This window comes from Roseateles sp. GW821-FHT03B02, from assembly GCF_059421025.1.
The window spans coordinates 1-23594 of record NZ_JBWKUV010000007.1 but is presented as its reverse complement, the minus strand read 5'-3'; the positions used below and the strand labels follow the sequence as shown (position 1 = coordinate 23594).

The following is a 23594-nucleotide window of genomic DNA, read 5'->3' as shown; positions in this document are numbered from 1 at the left end:
ACTTCATGCGCCGCCGCCACGCCCTCAGCCTGCTTGCGACCTCCCTGGCTGTCAGCCTGCCCGCCTTCGCCGCCACCGAGAGCGAACGCTTTCACCAGTGGCTGGACGCCCAGTGGGAACTGACGCTGCAGCGCCAGCCCGTCCTGGCCACGTCCCTGGGCGACGCGCGCTACAACGACCGCCTCATCGACACGACGACGGCCGCCTGGCGTGCCCAGGCCCGGCGCGAGGTGCAGCAGCAGCTCAAGGAGCTGGGCGGCTTCAGCAAGGCCAGGCTCGATCCCAAGGACCGCATCTCCTACAGCATCCTCAAGCTGGACCTGCAGCAGAACCTTGCGGCTGAGCGCTTCCCGGACTGGATGCAGCCCATCAGCCAGATCGGCGGCCTGCCCAGCTTCCTGGCGCAGATGGGCACGGGCCAGTCCATCCAGCCCTTCAGGACGACCAAGGACTACGACGACTGGCTCAAGCGCCTGGGGCTCGCCGTGCCCGTCTTCGACGGCACCATCGCCAACATGCGCGAGGGCCTCAAGGCTGGCGTGACGCAGCCCCGCGCCGTCATGGAGAAGGTGCTGCCGCAGCTGACTGCGCTGGCCGTGAGCGATCCCGAGAAGAGCTTGTTCTGGGGCCCGATCAGGAACTTCCCCGACGCCATGCCGGCGGCCGACCGCGAGCGCATCACCGCCGCGATGCGCGAGCTGCTGTCGGCGCAGGTGCTGCCGGCCTATGCCCGGCTGCTGGCCTTCGTGCGCGACGAGTACACCCCGAGGGCGCGCGCCAGCACGGCCTGGTCTGCGCTGCCGGACGGCAAGGCCTGGTATGCCCAGCGCGTGCGCCAGTCGACCACGCTGCCGCTGTCGCCCGACGAGATTCACGCCATTGGCCTGAAGGAGGTCGCGCGCATCCTGGGCGAGATGGAGGGCGTGCGCCGGCAGGTCGGCTTCGACGGCGACCTCAAGGCCTTCTTCAAGCACCTGCAGGACGACCCCAAGTTCTACTTCACCAAGCCCGAGGACCTGCTCGCCGGCTACCGCGACCTGCAGAAGAAGATCAACGGCTTGACGCCCAAGCTCTTCGACATCCAACCGAAGGCCGACTATGAGGTGCGCGAAGTCGAGGCCTTCCGAGCCGAGAGTGCGGCGGGCGCGTCCTACCAGAGCCCGTCGAGCGACGGCTCGCGCCCCGGCGTCTTCTACGTCAACACCTTCAACCTGAAGGCCCAGCCCATCTTCGGCATGGAGACGCTGTCGCTGCACGAAGCCTCTCCGGGCCACCACTTCCAGATCTCCATCGCACAGGAAGACCAGGGCCTGCCCAAGTTCCGCCGCTATGGCAGCCACTACACGGCCTATGTGGAAGGCTGGGCGCTGTATGCCGAGAGCATCGGCAAGGAGCTGGGCCTCTTCACCGACCCCTACCAGTGGTATGGCCGCCTCTCCGATGAGCAGCTGCGCGCCATGCGGCTGGTGGTGGACACCGGCCTGCACCACAAGGGCTGGACGCGCGAGCGCGCGATCCAGTACATGCTGGACAACTCATCCATGGCAGAGAGCGACGTCGTCTCCGAGGTCGAGCGCTACATCGTCTGGCCCGGCCAGGCGCTGGGCTACAAGATCGGCCAGCTGGAGATCACGAAGCTGCGCGCCGAGGCTGCTGCAGCCCTGGGCGCGAAATTCGACATCAAGGGCTTCCACCGCGTCGTGCTGACGGCAGGCCAGGTGCCGCTGCCGGTGCTGCGCGAGCTGGTGATGGACTGGGTCAAGCGCAGCCGCTGAGGCTGGCGGCGGATCACCGCCGCTGGCGGCCGGGCGGCGCGCCGACACGGCGGGAATCCGCCGAAGCCGCGGCCCGGCAAGGCCGCGCCACCCTGGGGCGCCGCCCTGCACCCTCTTGGCACGCAAGCTGCTCATCCTGGGGCACACAACCCCCAGGAGACAGCATGTCAGCGATCTATCCCCCGACATCGGCTCGCCCCGCGGCAGCGCCGCCGGATGCCATCGAGTTCAAGCGCATCAAGGCCATCTTCGTCGGCTCCATCGGCAACCTCGTCGAGTGGTACGACTTCTACTGCTACGCCGCCTTCTCGCTGTACTTCTCGTCGGCCTTCTTTCCGTCCAGCGACCCGGTGGCGCAGTCCATGTCCACCGCGGCCATATTCGCGCTGGGCTTCTTCGTGCGGCCCATCGGCGGCCTGCTGTTCGGCTACATCGGCGACCGCCATGGCCGGCGCCTGGCGCTGATGCTGTCGGTGCTGCTGATGTGTGGCGGCTCGCTGCTGATCGCCTGCTCGCCCACCTACGCAAGCGTCGGTGTCTGGGCGCCGGCCATCCTGCTGATCGCACGGCTGCTGCAGGGCCTGAGCCTGGGCGGCGAGTACGGATCGAGCGCCACCTACCTGTCCGAGATGGCCACGTCCAGGCACCGCGGCTTCTATTCCAGCTTCCAGTACGTGACGCTGATCGGCGGCCAGCTGACGGCGCTGATCGTGCTGCTGGTGCTGCAGAACTTCGTGCTCGATACCGCCGAGCTCAAGGCCTGGGGCTGGCGCATCCCGTTCTTCATCGGTGCGGGGCTGGCCGTCGTCGCGCTGATCATGCGGTCGGATCTGCCTGAGACGAACGCCTTCAAGGCCGAGAAGCAGCGTAACAAGGACCGCATGGGCGGCTTCAAGCTGCTGCTGCAACATCCGCGCGAATGCCTCATCGTCATCGGCCTGACCATGGGCGGAACGCTGGCCTTCTACGTCTATACCACCTACATGCAGAAGTTCCTGAAGCTGTCGGTGGGCCTGACGGACGCGCAGACCACGGCCGTGTCGGCTGCCAGCCTCGTCTTCGCCGCACTGCTGCAGCCGCTGTATGGTGCGCTGTCGGACCGCGTCGGCCGCAAGCCGCTGCTGCTGGGCTTTGCGATCCTGGGCACGATCTTCACCGTGCCGCTGCTGACCGCCATCCGCCACGCGCAGGGGCCCTGGGAAGCCTTCGGCCTGATCGCCTGCGCCTGGCTCATTGTCAGCGGCTACACCTCCATCAACGCGGTCGTGAAGGCCGAGCTCTTTCCGGCGTCCATCCGCGCCACCGGCGTGGGCGTGCCTTATGCCATCGCGGTGTCGGTGTTCGGCGGCAGTGCCGAGTACATCGCGCTGTGGTTCAAGCAGCAGGGGATGGAGAGCGGCTTCTATTGGTACGCTAGCGCGGTGATCGCCTGCTCGCTGCTCGTCTACCTGTTGATGCGTGACACGCGCCGGCATTCGCGAATTGATGCCGAGTCCGCAGCCCACTGACCGACCCAATAGGATGCCCCGCTGGCGACGCAGCCTCGCGCTGCTGCTGGTGGTGGTGCTGGGCGGCGCGGCGGTTGCGTATGCCGCGTGGCGCATCTCGCTGGACCTGGCTCTGGCGCAGACGCAGGACGACGCCCAGCGCCATCTGCGCTTCGTCGCCCACGAGCTGACCGGTGCGCTCGACAAGTACGAAACCGTGCCGCAGGTGCTAGCGCGCCACCCGGCGTTGTCTGGCCTGCTCGCCGAACCCGCCTCCAAGGCGCGGGTCGCCGAGGTCAACGGGCTGCTCGAAGGCGTAGCGCGCGACGCCGCGGTCGCCGCCATCTTCCTCATCGACGCCCAGGGCCTGACGCTGGCCGCCAGCAACTGGCGCGACCCGCAGACCTTCGTCGGCCAGAACTACGCCTACCGGCCCTACTTCCGCGATGCGATGGCCGGCGGTGGTGGGCATTTCTACGCGCGCGGCTCCACCACCGGCACGCCAGGCTATTTCATCGCCCACCGCCTCGCCGGTCCCGCGTCAGGCGTTGTCGTGCTGAAAGTGTCGCTGGACGAGATGGAGGCCAACTGGGCGCGCAGCGCCGGCGAGCTGATGCTGGCCGACGCGCGCGGCGTCGTCTTCCTCGCCAGCCGGCCCGAGTGGAAGTACCGCACACTGCAGCCGCTGAGCGCCGCCGTGCGCGCCGAGCTGCACGACACGCAGCAGTACGGCGACCTGCCGCTGGCGCCGCTGTCGCGTGAGGCGTCCCGCGTGTCGGGCGAGCTGCGCGTGGAGCGCATCGCCACGGCCACTGCGAAGTGGCGCGCACTAGTCACCGAGCAGCCCGTCGACAGGCGCGGCTGGACGCTGCTGTCCTTCACCGAGATCCGCGGCGCCGAACAGATCGCCGCCGGCCGCGCCTGGGCCGCGGCGCTGGCCTGGGTGTCGCTGGGCCTGCTGCTGGCCTATCTGCAGCTGCGCCGCCGGCGCGCCCGCGAGCGTCTGGCCGCGCAGGGCGAGCTGCGCGCGGCTTACGACAGCCTGGAGGCCCGCATTGCCGAGCGCACGCGTGAGCTGCAGGCGCGCGTCGACGAGCTGCACCGCACCGAATTGACGCTGCGCGCCACGCAGGACGAGCTGGTGCAGGCGGGCAAGCTTGCCGTGCTGGGGCAGATGGCGGCCAGCATCACGCACGAGATCAACCAGCCGCTGGCGGCGCTGCGCGCGTTGAACGACAACGCCCGCGTGTTCCTGGAGCGCGGCATGCAGGCCGATGCCGAAGGCAACCTCGAAGCCATCGACAGCCTCACGCAGCGCATCGCCGCCATCGTGGCCCAGCTCAAGGGCTTTGCGCGGCGCGACGAATTGCGCGTGCAGCCGGTGGATGTGGCCGCGGCCTTCCGGGCGGCCGTGGCCCTGGTCGGCGCCGAGGCCCGCCGCCAGCGGGTGACGCTGGACTGTCCACCCGTGCCCGACGGCCTGGTCGTGCTGGGCCAGCAGGTGCGCATCGAGCAGGTGCTGGTGAACCTGCTGCGCAACGGTATCGACGCGAGTGCCGAGAAGGGCGGCGGCACGGTCAGGCTGCAGGCCGAGGTGGAGGCCGGCCAGGCGCTGCTGCGCGTGAGCGACGACGGCCCCGGCCTCAGCGAAGACGTGCAGGCGCGGCTGTTCGAGCCCTTCTTCACCACCAAGCGCCGCGGCGACGGGCTGGGCCTGGGCCTGTCCATCTCGGCGTCGATTGCCAACGCGCTGGGCGGCTCGCTGCAGGGCGCCAACCTCGCGCAGGGCGGGGCGCAGTTCACGCTGCGCCTGCCCCTCGCCTGACAATGCCACCATGGCCCTGACCGAACCCGCGGATGTGCTGCTCGTCGAAGACGACGAGCACGTGCGCCTGGCCACCACGCAGAGCCTGCGCCTGGCCGGCCTGCAGGCCCAGGGCGTGGATTCCGCCGAGGCCGCGCAGGCCTGGCTGAAGCCCGGCTTCGGCGGCATCGTCGTCTGCGACGTGCAGCTGCCCGGCGACAGCGGCCTGCAGCTGCTGCACGCGCTCAAGGAGCAGGACCCCGAGCTGCCCGTCATCCTCGTCACCGGCCATGGCGACATCGGCATGGCCGTGGAGGCGATGCGCGACGGCGCCTGGGACTTCATCGAGAAGCCGTTCTCGGCCGAGCACCTCGTCGAGGTCGTGCGCCGTGCGCTGGCCCAGCGCCGCCTGGTGCTGGAGAACCGCCGGCTCAAGGCGCAGCTTGGCGGCGGCCCGGCCGACGGCCTGCTGGGGGCCAGTGCGGCGATGGAGCAGCTGCGTACGCTGATCGGCACGCTGGGCCCGGCGCGCGTGGACGTGCTCATCCACGGCGAGACCGGTGCCGGCAAGGAGGTCGTCGCCCGCGCCCTGCACGCCGCCAGCGGTGCGCGCGGCGCTTTCGTCGCCATCAACTGCGGCGCGCTGCCCGAGAGCGTCTTCGAGTCCGAGATCTTCGGCGCCGAGGCCGGCGCCTACACGGGTGCGACCAGACGCCGCATCGGCAAGCTGGAGTTCGCGGGCGACGGCACGGTCTTCCTCGACGAGATCGAGTCCATGCCGCTGGCGCTGCAGGTCAAGATGCTGCGCGTCCTGCAGGAGCGCAGCGTCGAGCGCCTGGGTGCCAACACGGCCGTGCCGCTGGCCTGCCGCATCGTCGCGGCCACCAAGGTGGACCTGCTGGCGCTGGCGAGGGACGGGCGCTTCCGGGAAGACCTGTTCTACCGCCTGGACGTGGCCAGCCTGGCGCTGCCGCCGCTGCGCCAGCGCCGCGAAGACATCCCGCTGCTGCTGGGCCATTTCTGCGCCCGGGCCGCCGAGCGGCTGCAGCGCCCCGTGCCGGCCTGGACGGCCGCCCAGCTCGCAGCCTGGCAGGCGCGCGACTGGCCCGGCAATGTGCGCGAGCTGCGCAACTTCGCCGAGCGCTGGGTGCTGGGCCTCGTCACCGAGGCCGCGCCGGTGGCGCCGACGCCCACCGAACCCACGGCCCTGCCCGAGGCCCCGCTGGACGAGGCGCTCGCGTCGGTGGAGCGCCAGTGGATCGTGCAGGCCCTGCGGGAAAGCGGCGGCAACATCGCCAAGGCCGGCGAGCGCCTGGGCCTGGCACGCAAGACGCTGCACGACCGCATCCGCCGCCTGGGCCTGGACGCCGACGCCTATCGCGCGGGCTGATCCGGCCGTACCAGCCGTACCGGCCGCCCCACGGCCTCGCGGGCGCGCAGCTGGCCGCAACCGCCCTCCACGTCCTGACCGGCGGAGTCGCGCAGCTTGGTCAGCACACCGCGGCTGCAAAGCTCGGCGGCGATGGTGCGTGCGCGCTCCCAGCTGGGCCGCGTGAAAGGCAGGCCGGGCGCGCTGTTGAACGGGATCATGTTCAAGAGGCCGTAGCGGCCTTTGAGCAGGCGCACGATGCCGTCCAGCTCCTCGGGGCCGTCGTTGACGCCATCCAGCAGCGTCCACTGGTACTGCGTGGGGTAGCCGCTGGCGCGGGAGTAGGCGTCGGCGGCCTCGACGAGTTTCTCGGGTGCCAGCCTGGGAGCGCGTGGCAGCAGGTCAGCGCGCTTGGCGGCGTCGCTCGTGTGCAGGGACAGCGCCAGCGCTGGCTTGACCACCGCTTCGTTCAAGGCCTCGAAGGCGCGCTCGTCGCCCACCGTCGAGAACACCAGCTGCTTGTGCGCGAAGCCACCCTCCTGGCCCAGCAGCGTGATCGCGTCCAGCACATTGGCCAGGTTGTGGGCGGGCTCGCCCATGCCCATGAAGACGACCTTCTTCAGCCTCGCGTTCTTGCGGCGGGCCAGGACGACCTGGGCCACGATCTCGGCGCTGCCGACCTGGCGGATCAGGCCATCCACGCCCGTCATGCAGAACCGGCAGCCCACCGCGCAGCCGACCTGGCTGGACACGCAGACCCCGTCGCGCGGCAGCAGCACGGTCTCCACCGTCTGGCCGTCGTTCAGCCCGAGCAGCAGGCGCGCCGACTGCCCGTCGCCACCGGCGTGTTCGCTTCTCAGCGTGAGCAGCCCTTCCAGCTCGGCCATCAGCCCAGGCAGCGCCTGCATGACGGCCTTGGGCAGAAAACCCTGCAGCGGCTGCTTGCCTGCGTCCAGCGGCAGCGCGCGCACCCAGTGGCGCAGCACGCGGCTCTCGTGGGCAGGGTTGGCGCCGAGCGCGCGCAGGCGCTGGCGGAGGTCGGCAATCAGCATGGGAACGGAGGTGACAACAGCCCCCGATTGTCGGCGCTATGCTGGATCAACACCCCAAGAGGAGACCGCCGTGAGCCAGATGCCGAACTGCGCGCCCGAGGAATGGGCCGTCCGCTGCGACCTCGCAGCGCTGTACCGCCTGGCCGCGCTGCACGGGTGGGACGACCTCATCTTCACCCACATCTCGGCGCGTGTGCCGGGGCCCGAGCACCACTTCCTCATCAACCCCTACGGGATGATGTTCGAGGAGATCACCGCCAGCAGCCTTGTGAAGGTGGACCAGGCGGGCGAGAAGGTCGCGCCCAGCGACTACAACGTCAACCCGGCCGGCTTCATCATCCACAGCGCCGTGCACGAGGCGCGCGAGGACGCTAAGTTCGTCATGCACCTGCACACGGTGGCGGGCGTGGCGGTCAGCACGCAGCGCGAGGGCCTGCTGCCGATCTCCCAGCACAGCCTGTTCCCGCTCGCGTCTCTCAGCTATCACGCCTACGAAGGCGTGGCGCTGAACCCGGAGGAGAAGGTGCGGCTGGTCGCCGACCTCGGCAAGACCTCGCTGATGCTGCTGCGCAACCACGGTCTGCTCACACTGGGCCACAGCGCGGCCGACACCTTCCTGAAGATGTTCATGCTGCAGCGCGCCTGCGAGATCCAGATCGCGGCGCAGGCGGGCGGCGGCGAGCTGATCCGCATTCCGTCGGCCATCCTGGCCGGCATCCGCTCGCAGAGCGACAAGGTCATGCGTGGTTCGGGGGCCGAGCTGGCGTGGCCGGGGCTTCTGCGGCGGCTGCAACGCCAGAACCCCGGGCACGACGACTGAGTTCGCCGCGGCACTGGCGACAATGCCGCCCCATGATCGTTCGAGACCGGCCCTCGGGCCTGCGACTTTTCTTCCTGCTGCGCGGCTCCATCCTGGGCAGCATCCGGGGCGCCCTGCTGGCCAATGTGCTGCTGGCCGTCGTCGTCACGCTGGCGCACCGGGCGCTGGCCAGCCATAACGCGGTGCTGGTGTCCACTGTGCCCTTCACGCTGATGGGCCTGCCGCTGGCCATCTTCCTGGGCTTTCGCAACAGCGCCTGCTACGACCGCTTCTGGGAGGCCCGCAAGCTCTGGGGCGAGCTGCTGCTGCGCTGCCGCAACCTCGCACGCCAGGCCCTGCACCTGGCCGACTGGCCCGCGCCCGTGGCCAGCCCGCGCGACCTGGCCGACCCCCGCGTGCGCCTGCTGTTGCGGGCGCTGGCCTTTTGCATCACGCTGAAGAATCTGCTGCGCGACCGCCCGGCCGACGACGCCGGCCTGGGCGAGCTGCTGCTGCCGGCCGAGCGCGAGGCGCTGGCCGCCGCGCGCAACCGCCCGGCCACGCTGATGATGAGCCTGGGCGCCGACCTGGCCCAGTGGCGGCGCGAGGGCCGGCTGGACAGCCAGCGCGCCATGCAGATGGACGCCACGCTCTCCGCCCTCACGGCCGCTGCCGCCAGCTGCGAGCGCATCAAGAACACGCCGCTGCCCTTCTCCTACACGCTGCTGCTGCACCGTACGGCCTATCTCTACTGCTTCCTGCTGCCCTTCGGCCTGGTGGACTCCATCGGCCTGATGACCCCGGTGGTGGTGGCCATCGTGGCCTACACCTTCTTTGGGCTGGACGCGCTGGGCGACGAGATCGAGGAGCCCTTCGGCCTGCTGGCCAACGACCTGGCCCTGGACGCCATCTGCCGCGGCATCGAGATCGACCTGCGCCAGGCCCTGGGTGACCCCGACACCCCGCCCGCGCTGCAGCCGGTGGACTACCTCCTGCTCTGATGACATCCACCTCACGCTGCTTTGCCCTCGTGCCCGCCGCCGGCATCGGTGAACGTTCCGGCGCCGGCATCCCCAAGCAATACGTGCCCATCGCCGGCCGGCCCATGCTGGCTCACACGCTGGCTGCGCTGGCCGCGGTGCCGCGCCTGGCGCAGACGCTGGTGGTGCTGTCGCCGGCCGACGACCGCTTCGAGGCCGCCGTGCCCGCCTATGCCGGCTGGGTGGCCCGCGTCGGCGGCGCCAGCCGCGCCGAGAGCGTGCTGGGCGGCCTGGCCGAGCTGCGCAAGCGAGGTGCGACCGACGACGACTGGGTGCTGGTGCACGACGCCGCGCGCTGCCTGGTGCAGCCGGCCTGGATCGACGCCCTCATCGATGCCTGCCTGCCCGACGCCGTCGGTGGGCTGCTGGCACAGCCGGTGGCCGACACGCTGAAGGCGTGCGACGCCGAGGGCCGCGTCACGGCCACCGTGGACCGCCGCGATAAATGGTCGGCGCAGACGCCGCAGATGTTCCGGCTCGGTCTGATGGTGAAGGGGCTGACGGCCATGGGTGCCGCCGCCACCGACGAGGCCAGCGCCGTCGAAATGCTAGGTCTCGCGCCTCAGCTGGTGCGGGCGTCGATAGCCAATTTCAAGGTGACTTGGCCGGAAGACTTCGCGCTCGCCGAGCGGCTGCTGACGGTGCCTGCTAGCAGCTTCTGAATCAGCGCTTGGGCTGTCCTTCGACCCGAGCGACGATCTTGCCAGTGCCCCGTTCCTCGATCCAGACTGCAGTCACTTCGGGGCCAAGCGAGCCGTTGACAACATAGTCTCGATTGGCCTCCGGCGTGAAGTTCACCGTGCCCTCAACCCGGTAGACCTTGCCGGTCAACGCGAGGATAGGGGCGGCGTAGTGGGTGATCCCGGTGAGCGATACAAGGATAGGCTTTGCTGGGACGTCGTGCTCAAGCATGAACGGACTCAGCGAAAAACCGCGCCCTCGATTTCTGGCAATGGTTTCCGTAAGGCTGTCCTTGACCGTCCGCCCGTCGATTTGCGTCATGAAGAACAGATCGGCCTTCTTGGACTCTGCCGGGCCGGACGAGTCGTGGATGGTGGCGACCGGGCCCTTGTAGCCTTCGGGCAGCGAATGCTGATAGGCAGCGCACCCTGTGAGGGCGATGGTCAGGATGGCAGTGGCGATAGCGGCGCGCATCGAAGGCCCTTTTTCGGCGGCTTGTAGATGGGTAGACGGTTACTCATTGTCGAGATCAACGCCCGAGGTCCTGAGGTTGTCACCTCGAAGGTGAAGATGCACATCATTCGGGGCCTTGGCCGCCAGCTACAAGACATCGGTGGCCACAGTGCTGCGGGCGGCGGCTAGAGGCTCGGAGGTCAAGTCCTCGCAGGGGGCGCTGATGGCGTTCATGCTGCGGTCGACGACGGCTCACCACGTGGGACCCAGAAGCAGGTAGGCCGAGGTGTCGCCGCCGCGCGTGCTGCCCAGCGCCAGGAAGAACGGCCCGAAGCGCGTGTCCACGCTGAGGAAGCCGCTGACGGCCTGCTTCCAGCCGTTGCGGGGTAGGTTGGAGAACTTCAGCCCCTCGCCAGCGCCGACCGCGCCGGCCTCCAGCGAGAAGCCGATGCGCACGGCACCGCCCAGGCCCACGGGCATCTCGCCGATGCGCCGTGCCATGACGACGCGAGTGAGCACCATGTTCTCGCCAGTCAGCGAGCCGTCGGGCGTGCCCGAAAGACGCAGGTAGCCGCCCAGCGAGCGCGTCTGGCCGCGCTCGGCATGGGCGAACTCGCCGTACAGCTGCCCGGCCCATTCGCCCAGGCGGAAGGCCGACAGGCCCAGCAGCGAGGCATTGATGACGCCGGCCTCGCCGCGCGGCTGCAGCCACTCGATGCGCGCCGTCGTCCACTGGCCGCGGCTGGGGAAGGCCAGCGAGTCCAGCGAGTCGGTGTGCAGCTCCAGGTATTGCTGGGCATAGCTCTGCGAGCGGGTGCCGTTGCCCGGGGTGACCGGCAGTACCACCTCGTCGCTGGCGCGCAGCCGCCCGACGCCGACGCGCAGATCGCCCAGGCCGGCGATGCGGCGGCCCAGCTCCAGCTGGGCGCTGGTGAGGCTGCTGGACAGGCGCAGCGCGCGCTGGCCCTGGTCGAAGACATCGTTGCTGCCGGCGGTGTAGGCCAGCTTGGCACTGGCGAACCAGCGCGAGCCGGGGCCCAGCGGCTGATAGAGCTCGGTGTTGAGGCCGCGCGTGGAGCCGATGCGGGCCACGCTGCGCAGTTCGGCCCCCCAGGGGTTGAGCCAGTTGGCGACGTGCATGGCCACCAGCGAGTAGCTGCTCGCGTCGGCGAAGTTGCTGTAGAGCTCCAGGCCCAGGCGCACGCGGCTGGCGGCCCAGTCGGCCTCGGTGAGCTTGAACTCGACGCTGCGCCGGCCGTCGCGGTCGTCCACGTCGGTCTCGATGCGCTCGAAGTCGCCCATGCCGTCCAGGCGCTCGGCGGCGCGCGTCAGCTCCGCGCGGCCGATTGCGCCGCCCACTGGCAGGGCCAGCTCGGCGCGCAGCGCCTCGGCATTGACGCGGCGCGTGCCGCTGAACTTCAGCTCCACCAGCGGCAGGGCGTTCTGCGCGGCCTCGGGCAGGCCCAGGCGGCGGGCCTGCAGCGCGGCCTGGTCGGCCGGCGCGGCCAGTGCGGCCAGGCGCGCGCCGGCCGCCAGCGCGGCGCGCCGCCCGGTGGCCATGGCCTCGTCGGCGCGCTGGAAGTCCATGAAGCCCATGCCGGGCAGGTCGGGGTCGATGATGATGTCCTGCGGCCGCAGTTCGCGCAGCGAGCGCTGCACGTTCTGCTCAGTCAGGATCTGCAGCATCTGGTTGGCCACCATGACTGCGCTGGTGATCTCGCGGTCTTCCAGCAGCGGCGTGCCGACATTGACGGCGATGACGATGTCGGCGCCGAGCTGGCGCGCCAGGTCGATGGGCAGGTTGCGCACAAGGCCGCCGTCCACGCGCGGGCGGCCGCCCACACGCAGCGGCGCGAACACGCCGGGCACGGCCATGGAGGCGCGTAGGGCCTCAAACAGCGGCGTGTCGGCCTGGTCCAGCATGGCGCCGGAGAGCAGGTCCGTCGCCACGGCGCGGAAGGGGACGGGCAGCTTGCGCAACGGGTCGTCGGTGCGGGTGGCGGGCAGCAGGGATGACAGCGTCGCCTCCAGCTGGCCGTTGCCGGCGGCGCCGCCGGGCAGCATGGCGCCGCGTTGCAGGTCGAATCCGAACTCGATGCGCGAGGGCAGGCGCTCATCGTCCTCGCGGCGGCGGATGGCCAGGCGGTCGCGCGCCGGGCGGTCGGCCAGGATGGCGTTCCAGTTGGCACTCTTCACCAGCGCTTCCAGCTCGTCGACGCTGCGCCCCGAGGCATAGGCTCCGCCGACGACGGCGCCCATGCTGGTGCCGACGATGACATCCACTGGCACCTGCAACTCCTCCAGCACCCGCAGCACGCCGATGTGGGCCAGGCCGCGGGCACCGCCACCGGAGAGGACGAGGCCGATCTTGGGACGCGGCGGTGCTTGCGCGAGGGTGGTCGTCGCAGTCAGCAGGGCGATCAGGGCGCAGAGAAGGTGGCGTCGCATGGCGCGGCACCATAGCAGGCGCATGCGGGCTCAGCGCAGACCGAACTCGGCGAGCTCGCCCTGCCGGCGCAGGCGCTGGATGGCCTGCTGCAGGCGGGCCGCGGTGTTAGGGTCGGTGCCTGGATGGCAGGCGATGAAGGCGTCGACGCGCGCGACCACCAGGTGCGGCCGTATCCGCGCACCGCCTTCGGCATTGGCACCGCCTTCGGCATTGGCACCGCCTTCGGCATTGGCACCGCCTTCGGCATTGGCACCGCCTTCGGCATTGATCACCGCATTGGCTACCAGTTCATTGACCAGCCAGAAATCGACGCGGCCGGCCTGCAGCATGCGCAGGGCCGACACGGGGTGGGCGCTCTCCTGCAGGGCAATGCCCCGCTGTCGCAGCCATTGGGCTGCCGCGGATTCCCGCTGCACGACGACGCTGTGGCCCCGCAGGTCGCTGCCCTCGCGCAGCGGGCGGGTCTCGTCGGCACGCGCGTAGACGGTGAGGGCGCCGCTGGCGAGCGGACCGATCCACAGGTAGCTCCCCTCGCGCTCGGGCGTGCGGGTCAGGCCCACCAGGCAGCTGCCCGGTGCCGCCGCACCGGTGGCCAGCGCTCGCGGCACCGGCAGGGCCTGCAGATTGAAGCTCAGGCCGCTGGCCGTCCCCAGCTTGCCCAGCAGCGTGACGCCGCGCCCGGCGACGGGCTGCCCCGCCTCCAGGTCGAACAGGCCCGGGCTCGGGATGACCGCCAGGTTCAGCTCCAACGCTGCTGCCGGGGCGCAGACGAGGGTCAGCAGGGGCAGCAGGGCGGGCAACCGGAACATGGGTTTGGGCGAAGGCTCGACGAGGCGCATGCAGCCTAATCGCTGGGCCGGCTTTCGTCTCTCCTCGACAATCCGGGCATGACTGCCCTGACTTCCCTGCGCATCGGCGAGGGCTGGGACACCCACCAGCTCGTCACCGGCCGCCCGCTCATCCTGGGCGGCATCACCATCCCGCACACGCATGGCCTGCTGGGCCACTCCGACGCCGACGCGCTGGCGCACGCCATCACCGACGCCCTGCTCGGCGCGGCGGCCCTGGGCGACATCGGCAAGCTGTTCCCCGACACGGCCGCCGAGTTCAAGGGCGCCGATTCCATGGTGCTGCTGACAGAGGCCTACCGGCGTGTGAGGGAGGCGGGCTGGCAGCTCGTCAACCTGGACACGACCATCGTGGCCCAGGCGCCCAAGATGGCGCCGCACATCCCGGCCATGCGCGTGCGCCTGGCCCAAGCGCTGGGCGTGGACGTCGGCCAGGTCAACGTGAAGGCCAAGACGGCCGAGAAGATGGGGCCGGTGGGCGAGGGCCGGGCCATCGAGGCGCGCGCCGTCTGCCTGCTGGCTAGGGCCTGACGCCAAAGGGCACGAGTTCGCCGTCCCGGCGCAACTGCTCGGCGGCAGCGCGCAGCTTGTCGAGGGTGGCAGGCGAGGTCTGGGCGTTGCACGCCAGATGGGCCTCGATGCGGCCGAAGTTCTGAAGCGGCCTGGCCGCTGCTTCGCCCAGGCTGGCGAATGCGTGCTGGGCCACCAGTTCGTTGACCAGCCAGTAGTCCACGCGCCTGGCCTGCAACATGCGCAGACCGGTCATGGCGTCGCGCACCTCCTGCACCTTCAGCCCGTGCCGGTGCAACCAGGCGGCAGGCAATGACTCGCGCTGAGCAGCGATGACGGCACCCTGCAGATCGCCGACGCCGGCGACGCTGCGAGGCTCGTCGTGCCGGCCGTAGAGCATCAGCGAACTGCTGGCGACCACGCCTGCCCAACTCAGGGCGGTCTCGCGTTCAGGCAGGCGCGGCACACCGGCGGCGCAGCTGTCGGGTTGCCGAGTGAGGGTTTGCAGCACCCGGGCGACGGGCATCACACGCAGCCGCAGCTGCACGCCGCTGAGCTCGCCGATTCGACCCAGCAGCATGCCGCCCGGGCCCGAGATCCGGCCCTGTGGGTCGACGTCGAACAGACCGGGGCTGGGAAAGACCAGCATTTCCACGGACTGGGCGTGGACAGTCATGGTGAGAGGCAGCAGCAGCGAAAGCAGGGCGGCCCGGTGCATGGCGGCCAGATTAGCGCAGACCCGTCACGCCGCCTGCAGCTTGAGCACCGTGATGAGGCCGCCGCCCTGCGCATTGCTGATGGACAGGGTGCCGCCCAGGCGCTGCACCGATTTCTCGACGATGGCCAGGCCCAGGCCGGCGCCGCTGGCGGCGGTGCGCGCGGCGTCGCCACGGTAGAAGGGCGTGGTCAGTCGCTGCAGGCGGTCGGGCGGAACGCCGGGGCCGTGGTCGCGCACGCGCAGCTCCACCCAGGAGCCCTGGCGCGTGGCGCTCACGTCCACGCGCGCCGGCTCGCCGGGTTCGTGGCCGTAGCGGCGCGCGTTCTCGAACAGGTTGAGCAGCACGCGGCCCAGTTCCGTGTCGTCGACGAAGACCTTCAGCGCCGAGCTGACCTGGACGCGGAAACGGATCTGGTCGGGGTCGCGGAAGCCCTGCACCTCCCGCTCGACGATGTCGGCCAGCCGGGTCTCGCGCAGCTGCGTCTCGTTGGGACGCGCGTAATCCATGAACTTGCTGATGATGGCGTCGAGCTGGTCGATGTCCTGGGCCATGAAGTGACGGGCCTGCTCGTCGGCGACGCTCATCTCCGTCTCCAGCCGCAGCCGCGCCAGTGGCGTGCGCAGGTCGTGGGAGATGCCGGCGAGCATGACGGCGCGGTCCTCCTCCAGCTTGGCCAACTCGCGGGCCATGCGGTTGAAGCCCATGTTGACCTCGCGGATCTCGCTGGTCATCGTCGTCTCGTCCAGGCGCGAGTCGTACTCACCCTCGCGGATGCGGCCAGCGGCCTCAGCCAGCTCGCGCAGCGGCTGGTTGATGAGGCGGGCGATCAGCGCCGAGCCGACGACGGTGGCCAGCAGCGCGATGAGCACCCACCACCAGTTGCTGGCCAGCGAGATGGACAGCGGCGTGGGGCTGGTGCGCAGCCAGAAGGCGTCCTCGCCGACGACGTAGCGCACCCACAGGCCGGCCACGTCGTTGACGCTGCGGGCGACGACGGTGTCCGGCCCGAGCGTGCTGCGCAGCTCGGCGGCCAGCTGCTTGGCGAAGGGGCTGGTGTCGTAGGGCAGCCAGCGGTCGCTGGTTTCGGCCACGCGCACCTGCACCGTGTCGCCGCGCGACATCGAGCTGATGACGGCGACGCGGTTGATGGGGTCGGTGTGCTCCAGCGCGATGCGGCTGAGCTTGACGAGGCCGGCCAGCTGCTCGGCGGCCTCCAGCGCGCGCGGCTGGGCCTCCAGCAGCTTGAAGGTGTACTGCCAGGCCAGCACCGCGCCGGCCAGCAGCAGGGCCAGCCAGGCGAAGGTGCGCCAGAAGAGATTCAGCGCCAGGTGGGGCCGTGGCATGCCCTAGCTGTTTTCGTCGGGCACAAAGACATAGCCGACGCCCCAGACCGTCTGGATGTAGCGCGGCTGGGCCGGGTCGGCCTCCAGCATCTTGCGCAGGCGCGAGATTTGCACGTCCAGGCTGCGGTCGAAGGGCTCGAACTCGCGGCCGCGGGCCAGTTGGGCCAGCTTGTCGCGCGACAGCGGCTGGCGCGGGTGGCGCACAAGGGTCTTGAGCATGGAGAACTCGCCGGTCGTCAGCGGAAGCTGTTCGCCGTTCTTGGTCAGGCGGCGCAGGGCGAGGTCGAACTCGAAGGGGCCGAAGCTGACCGTCATCGGCTCCTTGCTCGGCGCGCCGGGGGCTTCCGGCGGCGGGCGGCGGCGCAGCACGGCGTTGATGCGGGCCAGCAGCTCGCGCGGGTTGAAGGGCTTGGCCAGGTAGTCGTCGGCGCCCACCTCCAGGCCGACGATGCGGTCCACGTCCTCGACCTTGGCGGTGAGCATGATGATGGGCGTGCTGTCGTTGGCGGCGCGCAGGCGGCGGCAGATGGTCAGGCCGTCCTCGCCGGGCAGCATCAAGTCCAGCACGATGAGATCCACGGTCTCGCGGGTCAGCTGCTTGTTCAGCGCTCGGCTGTCCTCGGCCAGCAGCACCTCGAAGCCTTCCTGGGTCAGGTAGCGCCGGAGCAGGTCACGGATGCGGGCGTCGTCATCGACGACGAGGATGCGGTTGGGGCGGGGTGTCGCGCTGCTGTTCATCGCGGTTCCTGAATTTGTAACAGCGCCATTGTGAGCAGGTTTGAAACCGCGTCTTGTAGGACAGGGTGCAGCGGTTACAGCTCGTTGCCAACTGACTCGTTAAGCTGGGCTTTCCCTCCTTGCAAAGAGAGCTCCCTATGCGTGAAGCCTTCCTCATTTCCGCGCTTGCGCTGACGCTGTCGGCCCAGGCCGCCCCCGACAGTGCACCGCGCGAGCGCCTCAGCCTGTCGGCCAGCGCCAGCACCGAGGTCACGCGCGACGTGCTGGGCGTGAGCTTCTCGACGACGCGGGAGGGCCCCGATGCGGCCGTGGTGCAGGCGGCGCTGAAGCAGGCGCTGGATGCGGCACTGGCCGAGGCGCGCAAGATCGCCAAGCCCGGCCAGGTGGACGTGCAGACCGGTGGCTTCTCGCTCTTTCCGCGCAATGATCCCAGGACCGGCAAGATCAGCGGCTGGCAGGGCAGCGCCGAGCTGCTGGTGGAGGGGCGGGACGCCGCGGCCATCGCGCAGCTGACGGGGCGCATCGGCACCCTGTCCATCGCCCGCGTGGGCTACAGCCTGTCCCGCGAAGCGCGCGAGAAGGCCGAGGCCGACATCACGGTCCAGGCCATCACCCGTTACCGCGCGAAGGCGGCCGACTACGCGCGCCAATTCGGCTATGGCGGCTATGTCGTCGGTGAAGTCAGCATCAGCAGCGACGAGGCGGCACCGCGGCCGGTGCTGATGAAGGCCATGCGCGTGGGCGTGGCCGGGGCCGACGACGCCTTGCCGACCGAGGCCGGCAAGGCGACCGTGACGGTGAACGTCAGCGGGTCGGTGCAACTGACGAAATGAGGCCCCCGGCTTGGCGGGTACGCCAAGCCACCCCCCGAGGGGCCGGGCCGGGCCGGCGCTCGGCCCGCGATGTGATCAGACGGCGGTCCACGCGCCGTCCATCGCCCAGGCCTGGCCGCGCACGTTGATGGCGGCGTCCGAGCACAGGAAGACGGTCAGCGCGCCAAGCTCGTCCGGCGTCGTGAACTGCAGCGAGGGCTGCTTCTCGGCCAGCAGGCGGCGCTTGGCCTCCTCGTTGTCCACGCCGTCCTTCGCGGCGAGTGCGTCGACCTGCTTCTGCACCAGCGGCGTCAGCACCCAACCCGGGCAGATGGCGTTGACGGTGACGGGCGTCGTCGCCGTTTCCAGCGCGATGCTCTTGGTGAAGCCGACGAGGCCGTGCTTCGCCGCGACATAGGCGGACTTCTGCGCAGACGCCACGAGGCCATGGACCGAGGCGACGTTGACGATGCGGCCCCAGCCCCTCTTCAGCATGCCCGGCAGGGCTAGGCGGGTGGTGTGGAAGGCGGAGCTGAGGTTGATGGCGATGATGGCGTCCCAGCGCTCGGCCGGGAAGTCCTGCACCGGCGCGACGTGTTGGATGCCGGCGTTGTTGACGAGGATGTCGATGCCGCCGAACTCGGCATCGGCATAGGCCACCATGGCGGCGATGTCGTCGGGCTTGCTCATGTCGGCGCCGTGGTAGCCCACCTTGACGCCCAGGGCTGCCACTTCGGCCTTGGGGCCCTCGGCGTCGCCGAAGCCGTTGAGGATGAGGTTGGCGCCCTGGCGGGCCAGCGCAAGCGCGATGCCGAGGCCGATGCCGCTGGTGGAGCCCGTGACGAGGGCGGTCTTGCCTTTCAACATGGTGGGGATTCCTCTTGGGTTGCTAGGATGACTCGAAAGGATTGAATCATGACCCAGCCCCGACTGCGCTTCGTCAATTGCCTGGACACGACCGGCCTGCACCGCATGGCTTACTGGGAGTGGGCCGGCCCCAGCTCGGATGCACCCGTGCTGGTCTGCGTGCACGGCCTGTCGCGCCAGGGGCGTGACTTCGATGCGCTGGCCCTGGCGATGAGCAGTCGCTACCGCGTCGTCTGCCCTGACGTCGTCGGCCGCGGGCGCTCCGGCTGGCTGCGCCAGCCGGCTGGCTACCAGATCCCGACCTACGTCTCCGACATGGTCGCGTTGCTGGCGCGGCTGGACGCGGAGCAGGTGGATTGGGTGGGTACCTCCATGGGCGGGCTGATCGGGCTTGGCCTGGCGTCCCTCCCGCGCCCCGACGGTGTGGCCAGCCCCATCCGCCGTCTGGTGCTCAACGATGTTGGCCCGGCCATCCGTTTCGAGGCGCTGCAGCGCATTGGCACCTACCTCGGCAAGGCGCCCCGTTTCGCGACGCTGGCGGAGGGAGCGGCCTACCTGCGGAGCATCTCCGAGGGCTTCGGCCCGCACACCGACGCCCAGTGGCTGGGCTTGTCCGCGCCGATGTTCCGCGAAGAGGGCGGCGAGTGGCGCTTGCTCTACGACCCGGCCATCGCCTTGCCCTTCACGGCTGTGACGCCCGAGCTCGTCGCCGCCGGCGAGGCGGCGCTGTGGGCGGCCTATGACCAACTGCGCTGCCCGACGCTGCTGATCCGCGGCGCAGAGTCCGACCTGCTGACGGCCGAGACTGCGCGTGCGATGACCCAGCGCGGCCCGAACGCCCGACTCGTCGAGCTGCCCGGCGTCGGCCACGCGCCGACGCTGATCCACGACGATCAGATCTCCATCGTGAGGGATTTCCTGAGTTCATGAAGACCGGCTTGATGCCTGAGGGCGCGGCCACGGCGCCCATCGTTGCGCTGCTGGATGCCGGTGCTGCCCATTCCAACGCCGAGGTCGTGCGCGCCCGTGCCTTCGCGGAGCCGCTGCTGGGCGGTGAACTGCTCGATACCGGCGAGAACGCGCTCGCCCACGCGGACGGTGTGGCAGCCATCCTGCACGCCGTGGGTGCCGCCCAAGAACTGCAGGCGGCGGCCTATCTGGTCTATGCGGCCGACTTCTTGAACAAGCCCGAAGAAGTTGTTGCCAAAGCCTTCGGTGACAGCTACACCAGCCTGGTCACGCACACGCGCCGCCTGGTGCAGCTGCAGCGCGCCGCGCGCGACGCCAAGGTCCATACCGATCGCCGCACGGAGGTCCGCGCGGAGCAGACCGAGCGCGTGCGCAAGATGCTGCTGGCTTTTTCGCGAGACCTGCGCGTGGTGCTGCTGCGCCTGGCTTCGCGGCTGCAGACACTGCGCTGGTATGCCGCCAGCAAGCAGGCCTGCCCTGCCGAGCTGGCCGATGAATCGCAGGCGGTGTTTGCGCCGTTGGCCAACCGCCTGGGCATCTGGCAGATCAAATGGGAGCTGGAGGACCTGGCCTTCCGCTTCCGCGAGCCCGAGACCTACAAGGCCCTGGCCAGGGCGCTGCACGAGACCCGCGTCGAGCGCGAGCAGCGCGTCGAGGCCGCCCGTGCGGCGCTTCAGGCCGACCTCTACGCCCAGGGTCTTGCCGCCGAGGTGCAGGGACGCCCCAAGCATCTCTACAGCATCCACAAGAAGATGCAGGGCAAGGATCTGTCGCTGGACCGCGTCTTCGATCTGCGCGCGCTGCGCGTCATCGTCGCCAGCGTGCCGGACTGCTATGCGGCCCTTGCGCGCTTGCACGAGATCTACCCGCCGGTGCCCGGCGAGTTCGACGACTACATCGCCAAGCCCAAACCCAACGGCTACCAGTCGCTGCACACCGTCGTGCTCGGGCCGGACGGCCGCGCCATGGAGGTGCAGATCCGTACCCGCGAGATGCACGAGCATGCCGAACATGGCGTGGCCGCGCACTGGGCCTACAAGGAAGCGGGCGCGCGGGGCTATGCGGGAGTCAGCGCGGCCGGCGAGTTCGAGGAGCAGGTGGCGCGGGCGCGCAAGGCGGTGCTGAACCAGTTGCTGGCCTGGGAGCGCGACACGGCGCAGGCCGAGGGCGGCCCCGACAGGGATGGGTTCAGCGACCGCATCTACGTCTTTACGCCGCAGGCCACCGTCGTCGAGCTGGCAGCGGGCGCGACGCCGGTGGATTTCGCCTATGCCGTGCACACCGACCTCGGCCACCGCTGCCGCGGCGCACGCATCGACGGCCAGATGCTGCCGCTGAACACGCCGCTCCAGAGTGGCCAGACGGTGGAGATCATCGCAGCCAAGGAGGGCGGCCCGTCGCTGGACTGGCTCAACCCCGAGCTCGGCTATCTGCAGAGCCAGCGCTCGCGCGCCAAGGTGCGGGCCTGGTTCAACGCGCTGCAGCAGGCGCAGACGATTGCCAAGGGCCGCGAACTGGTCGAGAAGCTGCTGCAGCGTGAGGGCAGGACGGCGCTCAAGCTCGACGAGCTGGCCGCGCGCCTGGGCTTCAAGGGGGCGGACGCACTCTTCGAGGTGGTCGGCAAGGACGAGTACTCGTTGCGCAACATCGAGCTGCTGCTGCGCCCGCCCGAGCCGGTAGCCGACGAGGACGAACTGCTGGCGCAGAAGCACACGCGCAGCGCCAGCAGCGGGTCGCGCGGGGGGGTGCTGGTCGTTGGTATCGACTCGTTGTTGACGACTCTGTCGCGCTGCTGCCGGCCCGCGCCGCCAGACGCTATCCAGGGCTTCGTCACGCGTGGCAAGGGCGTGGCCATCCATCGCAGCGATTGCAGCAATCTCGCCGAGATGAAGCGCCGGTCGCCCGAGCGCGTCATCGAGGTGGAGTGGGGCGGCGGTGAGGCGGCGGGCAGGAACGCGCCGGTCTACCCGGTCGATGTGCTGGTGGAAGCCGGCGATCGCCAGGGCCTGCTGCGCGACGTGCTGGAGGTGTTCGCCAAGGAGAAGATGAACGTCGTCGCCGTGAACACCCAGTCGATGAAGCCCGGCGCCGTGAAGCCCAGGGCAGGCGGCGGCGACACGGCCTGGATGAGCTTCACGCTGGAGCTGTCGGATGCCTCCAGGCTCGCGAAGGTGCTGCGCGATCTCTGTGCGATTTCAGGTGTCCGTTCAGCGCGCCGGAAGTGAGTCTGGACAGGTCGGAAAAATCCATGCTATAGTGCGCAGCTCTTCAGGCGCGTAGCTCAGTTGGTTAGAGCACCACCTTGACATGGTGGGGGTCGTTGGTTCGAATCCAATCGCGCCTACCAAATTTGGTAGGAAAAACAAAGGGTTAGCGGCAACGCTAACCCTTTTGTTTTGCGCCGATCTCAGTGAGAACAGCGTAGAGCAACGTGAGAACGCAGCCCGTGGACACGATCTAAGTCACAGTGCTCATCGTCAACTCCGCGGTGACCAGCATCACTCGAACTTCGGCCGGGACGTGCCACCCGCCGACCATGAAGACCAGCTCATCAGGGCAGTGCTTCAGCAGGAACTGCAGCGCGGCCATGCACGTTGCGTCGTGGGGCGCAGACTCCAGCACGTGGCGCCAGGCAGAGATGTCGCTGTCGAACCAGCTCTGGCTGGGCTCGGGGCTGTCGATTCGCTGAATGCTGTAACGCGGGCCGTTGTCGATAAGTTGCCAGCCTTGCATGACGGCCAAGGGCTCATGGTCGTGGCACCAGGCCGCAAAGTCGTCCATCACTCACCTCCTCGGAGTTGAGCGCTGACGACGCAGACCTCCAGCCAATCCTTGCCGCGGAACTTAGCAGCGCGGGGTGACTCGATGACCGACAAAAACTTGATCGGGTTCCACTTGGCCATGAACTCAACAGCGGCGCGGCACTGACGTTGTGAATCGGAATAGCGCAGCACGTATTCCCAGACATCGAGATGGTCCTTGAAGGCCGAAGGCACGTCATCACGAGGAACGTGAGTCGTAAGGGCAAAGCCCATGGCCCGAGGATGGTTGAGAAACCGCAACGTCCACCCAGCACGCTCAGCCCTCGCGTGCTCGGCGTCGGCCAGTTCGGCGTGGACGTGCTCAAGGACGTGAACCATGGCGGCGCGGGCGTCGGTGCCCTGGCAGGGCCGACGCTAGAGCAGCTGGGCGACGCCGTGCGCGTGGTTGGCGGGCGCGGCGAATTCCGTCCATTCCTGCTGCACGCGATGCCGGCGAATGCGCTGTACGCCGCGGCGCTGAAGAGCGAGCCTGCTGAGGCGCGAGTGGCCGACTGAGTTTCTGGATGACCTTGCCCGCGTTTCCCGGATCCCATAGCTGAGACCGTTACGCGGCTTGCCTTTGCTGGGCGGCAAGCCATGCCCTCTCGAATTGCATCGGACTGACGTAGCCCAGCGACGAGTGAAGCCGCCGGTGGTTGTAGAACGTCAGCCAATCGACGATCTCGTCCATCGCCGCGCGCCGGGTCTCGAAGCGCTGCCCGTGCAGCCTACCGACCTTCAGCGACCCCCACAGGCTTTCGGTGGGCGCATTGTCCCAACAGTTGCCCTTGCGGCTCATCGAGCTGCGCATGCCGTACTCGGCCAGCGCCGCCTGGAAGTCCCCACTGCAGTATTGGCTGCCGCGATCGCTGTGGAAGATCAGCCCGGCCTCGGGCCTGCGTCGGAACCAGGCCATTCGCAGGGCGTCGATGACCATCTCTCGCCGCATGTGTGGCTTCATCGACCAGCCCACCACCTGGCGGCTGAACAGATCGATGACAGCCACCAGGTACAGCCAGCCTTCGTCCGTGGCCACGTAGGTGATGTCGCTCGTCCACACGCGATCCGGCGCTGCCGG

Annotated in this window: 23 protein-coding genes and 1 tRNA gene; 13 read left to right on the top strand and 11 right to left on the bottom strand. The window is 69.5% G+C overall.

The window, feature by feature from the left end:
• Positions 1-5 precede the first annotated feature (5 nt).
• The 4 genes from AC07VX_RS18395 (at position 6) to AC07VX_RS18380 (ending at position 6456) form a co-directional block, all read left to right on the top strand.
• On the top strand, positions 6-1775 hold the full coding sequence (locus AC07VX_RS18395) for a DUF885 domain-containing protein (protein WP_493166064.1): 1770 nt from the start codon (positions 6-8) through the stop codon (positions 1773-1775).
• A 164-nt stretch (positions 1776-1939) separates the two neighbouring features.
• Positions 1940-3283 (top strand): MFS transporter, encoded by a 1344-nt coding sequence (locus tag AC07VX_RS18390; protein ID WP_493166065.1) that lies wholly within the window; start codon positions 1940-1942, stop codon positions 3281-3283.
• Between the two features lie 13 nt (positions 3284-3296).
• Positions 3297-5087 (top strand): sensor histidine kinase, encoded by a 1791-nt coding sequence (locus tag AC07VX_RS18385; RefSeq protein ID WP_493166066.1) that lies wholly within the window; start codon positions 3297-3299, stop codon positions 5085-5087.
• A 10-nt stretch (positions 5088-5097) separates the two neighbouring features.
• A complete protein-coding gene (locus AC07VX_RS18380; RefSeq protein ID WP_493166067.1) occupies positions 5098-6456 on the top strand; it encodes a sigma-54-dependent transcriptional regulator in 1359 nt (452 codons plus the stop codon).
• Here AC07VX_RS18380 and AC07VX_RS18375 read toward each other — a convergent pair.
• Complete coding sequence (locus tag AC07VX_RS18375; RefSeq protein WP_493166068.1) at positions 6441-7487, bottom strand: RNA methyltransferase; 1047 nt, start codon at positions 7485-7487, stop codon at positions 6441-6443. The two genes, AC07VX_RS18380 and AC07VX_RS18375, sit on opposite strands and share 16 nt — an antisense overlap.
• Here AC07VX_RS18375 and AC07VX_RS18370 point away from each other — a divergent pair.
• From AC07VX_RS18370 to ispD, 3 genes are read left to right on the top strand one after another with little or no spacing between them, the layout of a single operon-like run.
• Positions 7486-8307 carry a class II aldolase/adducin family protein gene (locus tag AC07VX_RS18370; protein WP_493166069.1) on the top strand — a complete coding sequence of 274 codons (822 nt, stop codon included), beginning with the start codon at positions 7486-7488 and terminating at the stop codon, positions 8305-8307. The genes AC07VX_RS18375 and AC07VX_RS18370 overlap by 2 nt on opposite strands.
• Positions 8308-8339: 32 nt before the next feature.
• Positions 8340-9287 (top strand): bestrophin family protein, encoded by a 948-nt coding sequence (locus tag AC07VX_RS18365; protein WP_493166070.1) that lies wholly within the window; start codon positions 8340-8342, stop codon positions 9285-9287.
• Positions 9287-9988, top strand: coding sequence for a 2-C-methyl-D-erythritol 4-phosphate cytidylyltransferase (ispD, locus tag AC07VX_RS18360; RefSeq protein ID WP_493166071.1), 702 nt, complete (start codon positions 9287-9289; stop codon positions 9986-9988). Before AC07VX_RS18365 ends, ispD begins: the two co-directional genes overlap by 1 nt.
• 1 nt (position 9989) lies before the next feature.
• On the opposite strand, the gene AC07VX_RS18355 is transcribed toward ispD, so the two are convergent.
• From AC07VX_RS18355 to AC07VX_RS18345, 3 genes are all read right to left on the bottom strand, one after another.
• Positions 9990-10481, bottom strand: coding sequence for a hypothetical protein (locus AC07VX_RS18355; RefSeq protein WP_493166072.1), 492 nt, complete (start codon positions 10479-10481; stop codon positions 9990-9992).
• Positions 10482-10712: 231 nt separating this feature from the next.
• Positions 10713-12908 (bottom strand): patatin-like phospholipase family protein, encoded by a 2196-nt coding sequence (locus AC07VX_RS18350; RefSeq protein WP_493166073.1) that lies wholly within the window; start codon positions 12906-12908, stop codon positions 10713-10715.
• A gap of 30 nt (positions 12909-12938) precedes the next feature.
• The gene (locus AC07VX_RS18345) at positions 12939-13718 is read right to left on the bottom strand and encodes a substrate-binding periplasmic protein (RefSeq protein WP_493166074.1); all 780 of its coding nucleotides are present in this window, start codon (positions 13716-13718) and stop codon (positions 12939-12941) included.
• Between the two features lie 78 nt (positions 13719-13796).
• Between AC07VX_RS18345 and ispF the strand changes: the two genes are divergently transcribed.
• Entirely contained in the window at positions 13797-14288 is a 492-nt protein-coding gene (ispF, locus tag AC07VX_RS18340) for a 2-C-methyl-D-erythritol 2,4-cyclodiphosphate synthase (RefSeq protein ID WP_493166075.1), read from the top strand.
• On the opposite strand, the gene AC07VX_RS18335 is transcribed toward ispF, so the two are convergent.
• From AC07VX_RS18335 to ompR, 3 genes are read right to left on the bottom strand one after another with little or no spacing between them, the layout of a single operon-like run.
• Positions 14278-14985, bottom strand: a complete 708-nt coding sequence (locus AC07VX_RS18335) for a substrate-binding periplasmic protein (protein WP_493183939.1) — start codon at positions 14983-14985, stop codon at positions 14278-14280. The genes ispF and AC07VX_RS18335 overlap by 11 nt on opposite strands.
• Positions 14986-15009: 24 nt before the next feature.
• Positions 15010-16329, bottom strand: coding sequence for an ATP-binding protein (locus AC07VX_RS18330; protein WP_493166077.1), 1320 nt, complete (start codon positions 16327-16329; stop codon positions 15010-15012).
• Between the two features lie 3 nt (positions 16330-16332).
• Positions 16333-17067 (bottom strand): osmolarity response regulator transcription factor OmpR, encoded by a 735-nt coding sequence (gene ompR / locus AC07VX_RS18325; RefSeq protein WP_493166078.1) that lies wholly within the window; start codon positions 17065-17067, stop codon positions 16333-16335.
• Between the two features lie 137 nt (positions 17068-17204).
• Between ompR and AC07VX_RS18320 the strand changes: the two genes are divergently transcribed.
• On the top strand, positions 17205-17900 hold the full coding sequence (locus AC07VX_RS18320) for an SIMPL domain-containing protein (RefSeq protein ID WP_493166079.1): 696 nt from the start codon (positions 17205-17207) through the stop codon (positions 17898-17900).
• A 75-nt stretch (positions 17901-17975) separates the two neighbouring features.
• On the opposite strand, the gene AC07VX_RS18315 is transcribed toward AC07VX_RS18320, so the two are convergent.
• On the bottom strand, positions 17976-18746 hold the full coding sequence (locus AC07VX_RS18315) for a 3-hydroxybutyrate dehydrogenase (RefSeq protein WP_493166080.1): 771 nt from the start codon (positions 18744-18746) through the stop codon (positions 17976-17978).
• 45 nt (positions 18747-18791) lie between these two features.
• Here AC07VX_RS18315 and AC07VX_RS18310 point away from each other — a divergent pair, with 45 nt between their 5' ends.
• The 3 genes from AC07VX_RS18310 (at position 18792) to AC07VX_RS18300 (ending at position 22062) form a co-directional block, all read left to right on the top strand.
• On the top strand, positions 18792-19676 hold the full coding sequence (locus tag AC07VX_RS18310) for an alpha/beta fold hydrolase (protein ID WP_493166091.1): 885 nt from the start codon (positions 18792-18794) through the stop codon (positions 19674-19676).
• Positions 19673-21940, top strand: coding sequence for a RelA/SpoT family protein (locus AC07VX_RS18305; RefSeq protein WP_493166081.1), 2268 nt, complete (start codon positions 19673-19675; stop codon positions 21938-21940). Before AC07VX_RS18310 ends, AC07VX_RS18305 begins: the two co-directional genes overlap by 4 nt.
• Before the next feature lie 45 nt (positions 21941-21985).
• Positions 21986-22062, top strand: a tRNA-Val gene (locus tag AC07VX_RS18300).
• 110 nt (positions 22063-22172) lie between these two features.
• On the opposite strand, the gene AC07VX_RS18295 is transcribed toward AC07VX_RS18300, so the two are convergent.
• Positions 22173-22496 carry a hypothetical protein gene (locus AC07VX_RS18295; protein WP_493166082.1) on the bottom strand — a complete coding sequence of 108 codons (324 nt, stop codon included), beginning with the start codon at positions 22494-22496 and terminating at the stop codon, positions 22173-22175.
• The gene (locus AC07VX_RS18290) at positions 22496-22750 is read right to left on the bottom strand and encodes a hypothetical protein (protein ID WP_493166083.1); all 255 of its coding nucleotides are present in this window, start codon (positions 22748-22750) and stop codon (positions 22496-22498) included. Before AC07VX_RS18290 ends, AC07VX_RS18295 begins: the two co-directional genes overlap by 1 nt.
• A 9-nt stretch (positions 22751-22759) precedes the next feature.
• Here AC07VX_RS18290 and AC07VX_RS18285 point away from each other — a divergent pair, with 9 nt between their 5' ends.
• Positions 22760-23032, top strand: a complete 273-nt coding sequence (locus AC07VX_RS18285; RefSeq protein WP_493166084.1) for a hypothetical protein — start codon at positions 22760-22762, stop codon at positions 23030-23032.
• A gap of 49 nt (positions 23033-23081) precedes the next feature.
• On the opposite strand, the gene AC07VX_RS18280 is transcribed toward AC07VX_RS18285, so the two are convergent.
• The coding region (locus tag AC07VX_RS18280; protein WP_493166085.1) for an IS3 family transposase at positions 23082-23594 on the bottom strand (513 nt) is incomplete at its 5' end.

Excerpts from the sequence above, each read along its gene's own strand:
- AC07VX_RS18395 (WP_493166064.1), top strand. The coding sequence starts at position 6 with ATGCGCCGCCGCCACGCCCTCAGCCTGCTTGCGACCTCCCTGGCTGTC.
- AC07VX_RS18390 (WP_493166065.1), top strand. The coding sequence starts at position 1,940 with ATGTCAGCGATCTATCCCCCGACATCGGCTCGCCCCGCGGCAGCGCCG.
- AC07VX_RS18385 (WP_493166066.1), top strand. The coding sequence starts at position 3,297 with ATGCCCCGCTGGCGACGCAGCCTCGCGCTGCTGCTGGTGGTGGTGCTG.
- AC07VX_RS18380 (WP_493166067.1), top strand. The coding sequence starts at position 5,098 with ATGGCCCTGACCGAACCCGCGGATGTGCTGCTCGTCGAAGACGACGAG.
- AC07VX_RS18370 (WP_493166069.1), top strand. The coding sequence starts at position 7,486 with ATGGGAACGGAGGTGACAACAGCCCCCGATTGTCGGCGCTATGCTGGA.
- AC07VX_RS18375 (WP_493166068.1), bottom strand. The coding sequence starts at position 7,487 with ATGCTGATTGCCGACCTCCGCCAGCGCCTGCGCGCGCTCGGCGCCAAC.
- AC07VX_RS18365 (WP_493166070.1), top strand. The coding sequence starts at position 8,340 with ATGATCGTTCGAGACCGGCCCTCGGGCCTGCGACTTTTCTTCCTGCTG.
- ispD (WP_493166071.1), top strand. The coding sequence starts at position 9,287 with ATGACATCCACCTCACGCTGCTTTGCCCTCGTGCCCGCCGCCGGCATC.
- AC07VX_RS18355 (WP_493166072.1), bottom strand. The coding sequence starts at position 10,481 with ATGCGCGCCGCTATCGCCACTGCCATCCTGACCATCGCCCTCACAGGG.
- AC07VX_RS18350 (WP_493166073.1), bottom strand. The coding sequence starts at position 12,908 with ATGCGACGCCACCTTCTCTGCGCCCTGATCGCCCTGCTGACTGCGACG.
- AC07VX_RS18345 (WP_493166074.1), bottom strand. The coding sequence starts at position 13,718 with ATGTTCCGGTTGCCCGCCCTGCTGCCCCTGCTGACCCTCGTCTGCGCC.
- ispF (WP_493166075.1), top strand. The coding sequence starts at position 13,797 with ATGACTGCCCTGACTTCCCTGCGCATCGGCGAGGGCTGGGACACCCAC.
- AC07VX_RS18335 (WP_493183939.1), bottom strand. The coding sequence starts at position 14,985 with ATGCACCGGGCCGCCCTGCTTTCGCTGCTGCTGCCTCTCACCATGACT.
- AC07VX_RS18330 (WP_493166077.1), bottom strand. The coding sequence starts at position 16,329 with ATGCCACGGCCCCACCTGGCGCTGAATCTCTTCTGGCGCACCTTCGCC.
- ompR (WP_493166078.1), bottom strand. The coding sequence starts at position 17,067 with ATGAACAGCAGCGCGACACCCCGCCCCAACCGCATCCTCGTCGTCGAT.
- AC07VX_RS18320 (WP_493166079.1), top strand. The coding sequence starts at position 17,205 with ATGCGTGAAGCCTTCCTCATTTCCGCGCTTGCGCTGACGCTGTCGGCC.
- AC07VX_RS18315 (WP_493166080.1), bottom strand. The coding sequence starts at position 18,746 with ATGTTGAAAGGCAAGACCGCCCTCGTCACGGGCTCCACCAGCGGCATC.
- AC07VX_RS18305 (WP_493166081.1), top strand. The coding sequence starts at position 19,673 with ATGAAGACCGGCTTGATGCCTGAGGGCGCGGCCACGGCGCCCATCGTT.
- AC07VX_RS18295 (WP_493166082.1), bottom strand. The coding sequence starts at position 22,496 with ATGGACGACTTTGCGGCCTGGTGCCACGACCATGAGCCCTTGGCCGTC.
- AC07VX_RS18290 (WP_493166083.1), bottom strand. The coding sequence starts at position 22,750 with ATGGGCTTTGCCCTTACGACTCACGTTCCTCGTGATGACGTGCCTTCG.
- AC07VX_RS18285 (WP_493166084.1), top strand. The coding sequence starts at position 22,760 with ATGGTTGAGAAACCGCAACGTCCACCCAGCACGCTCAGCCCTCGCGTG.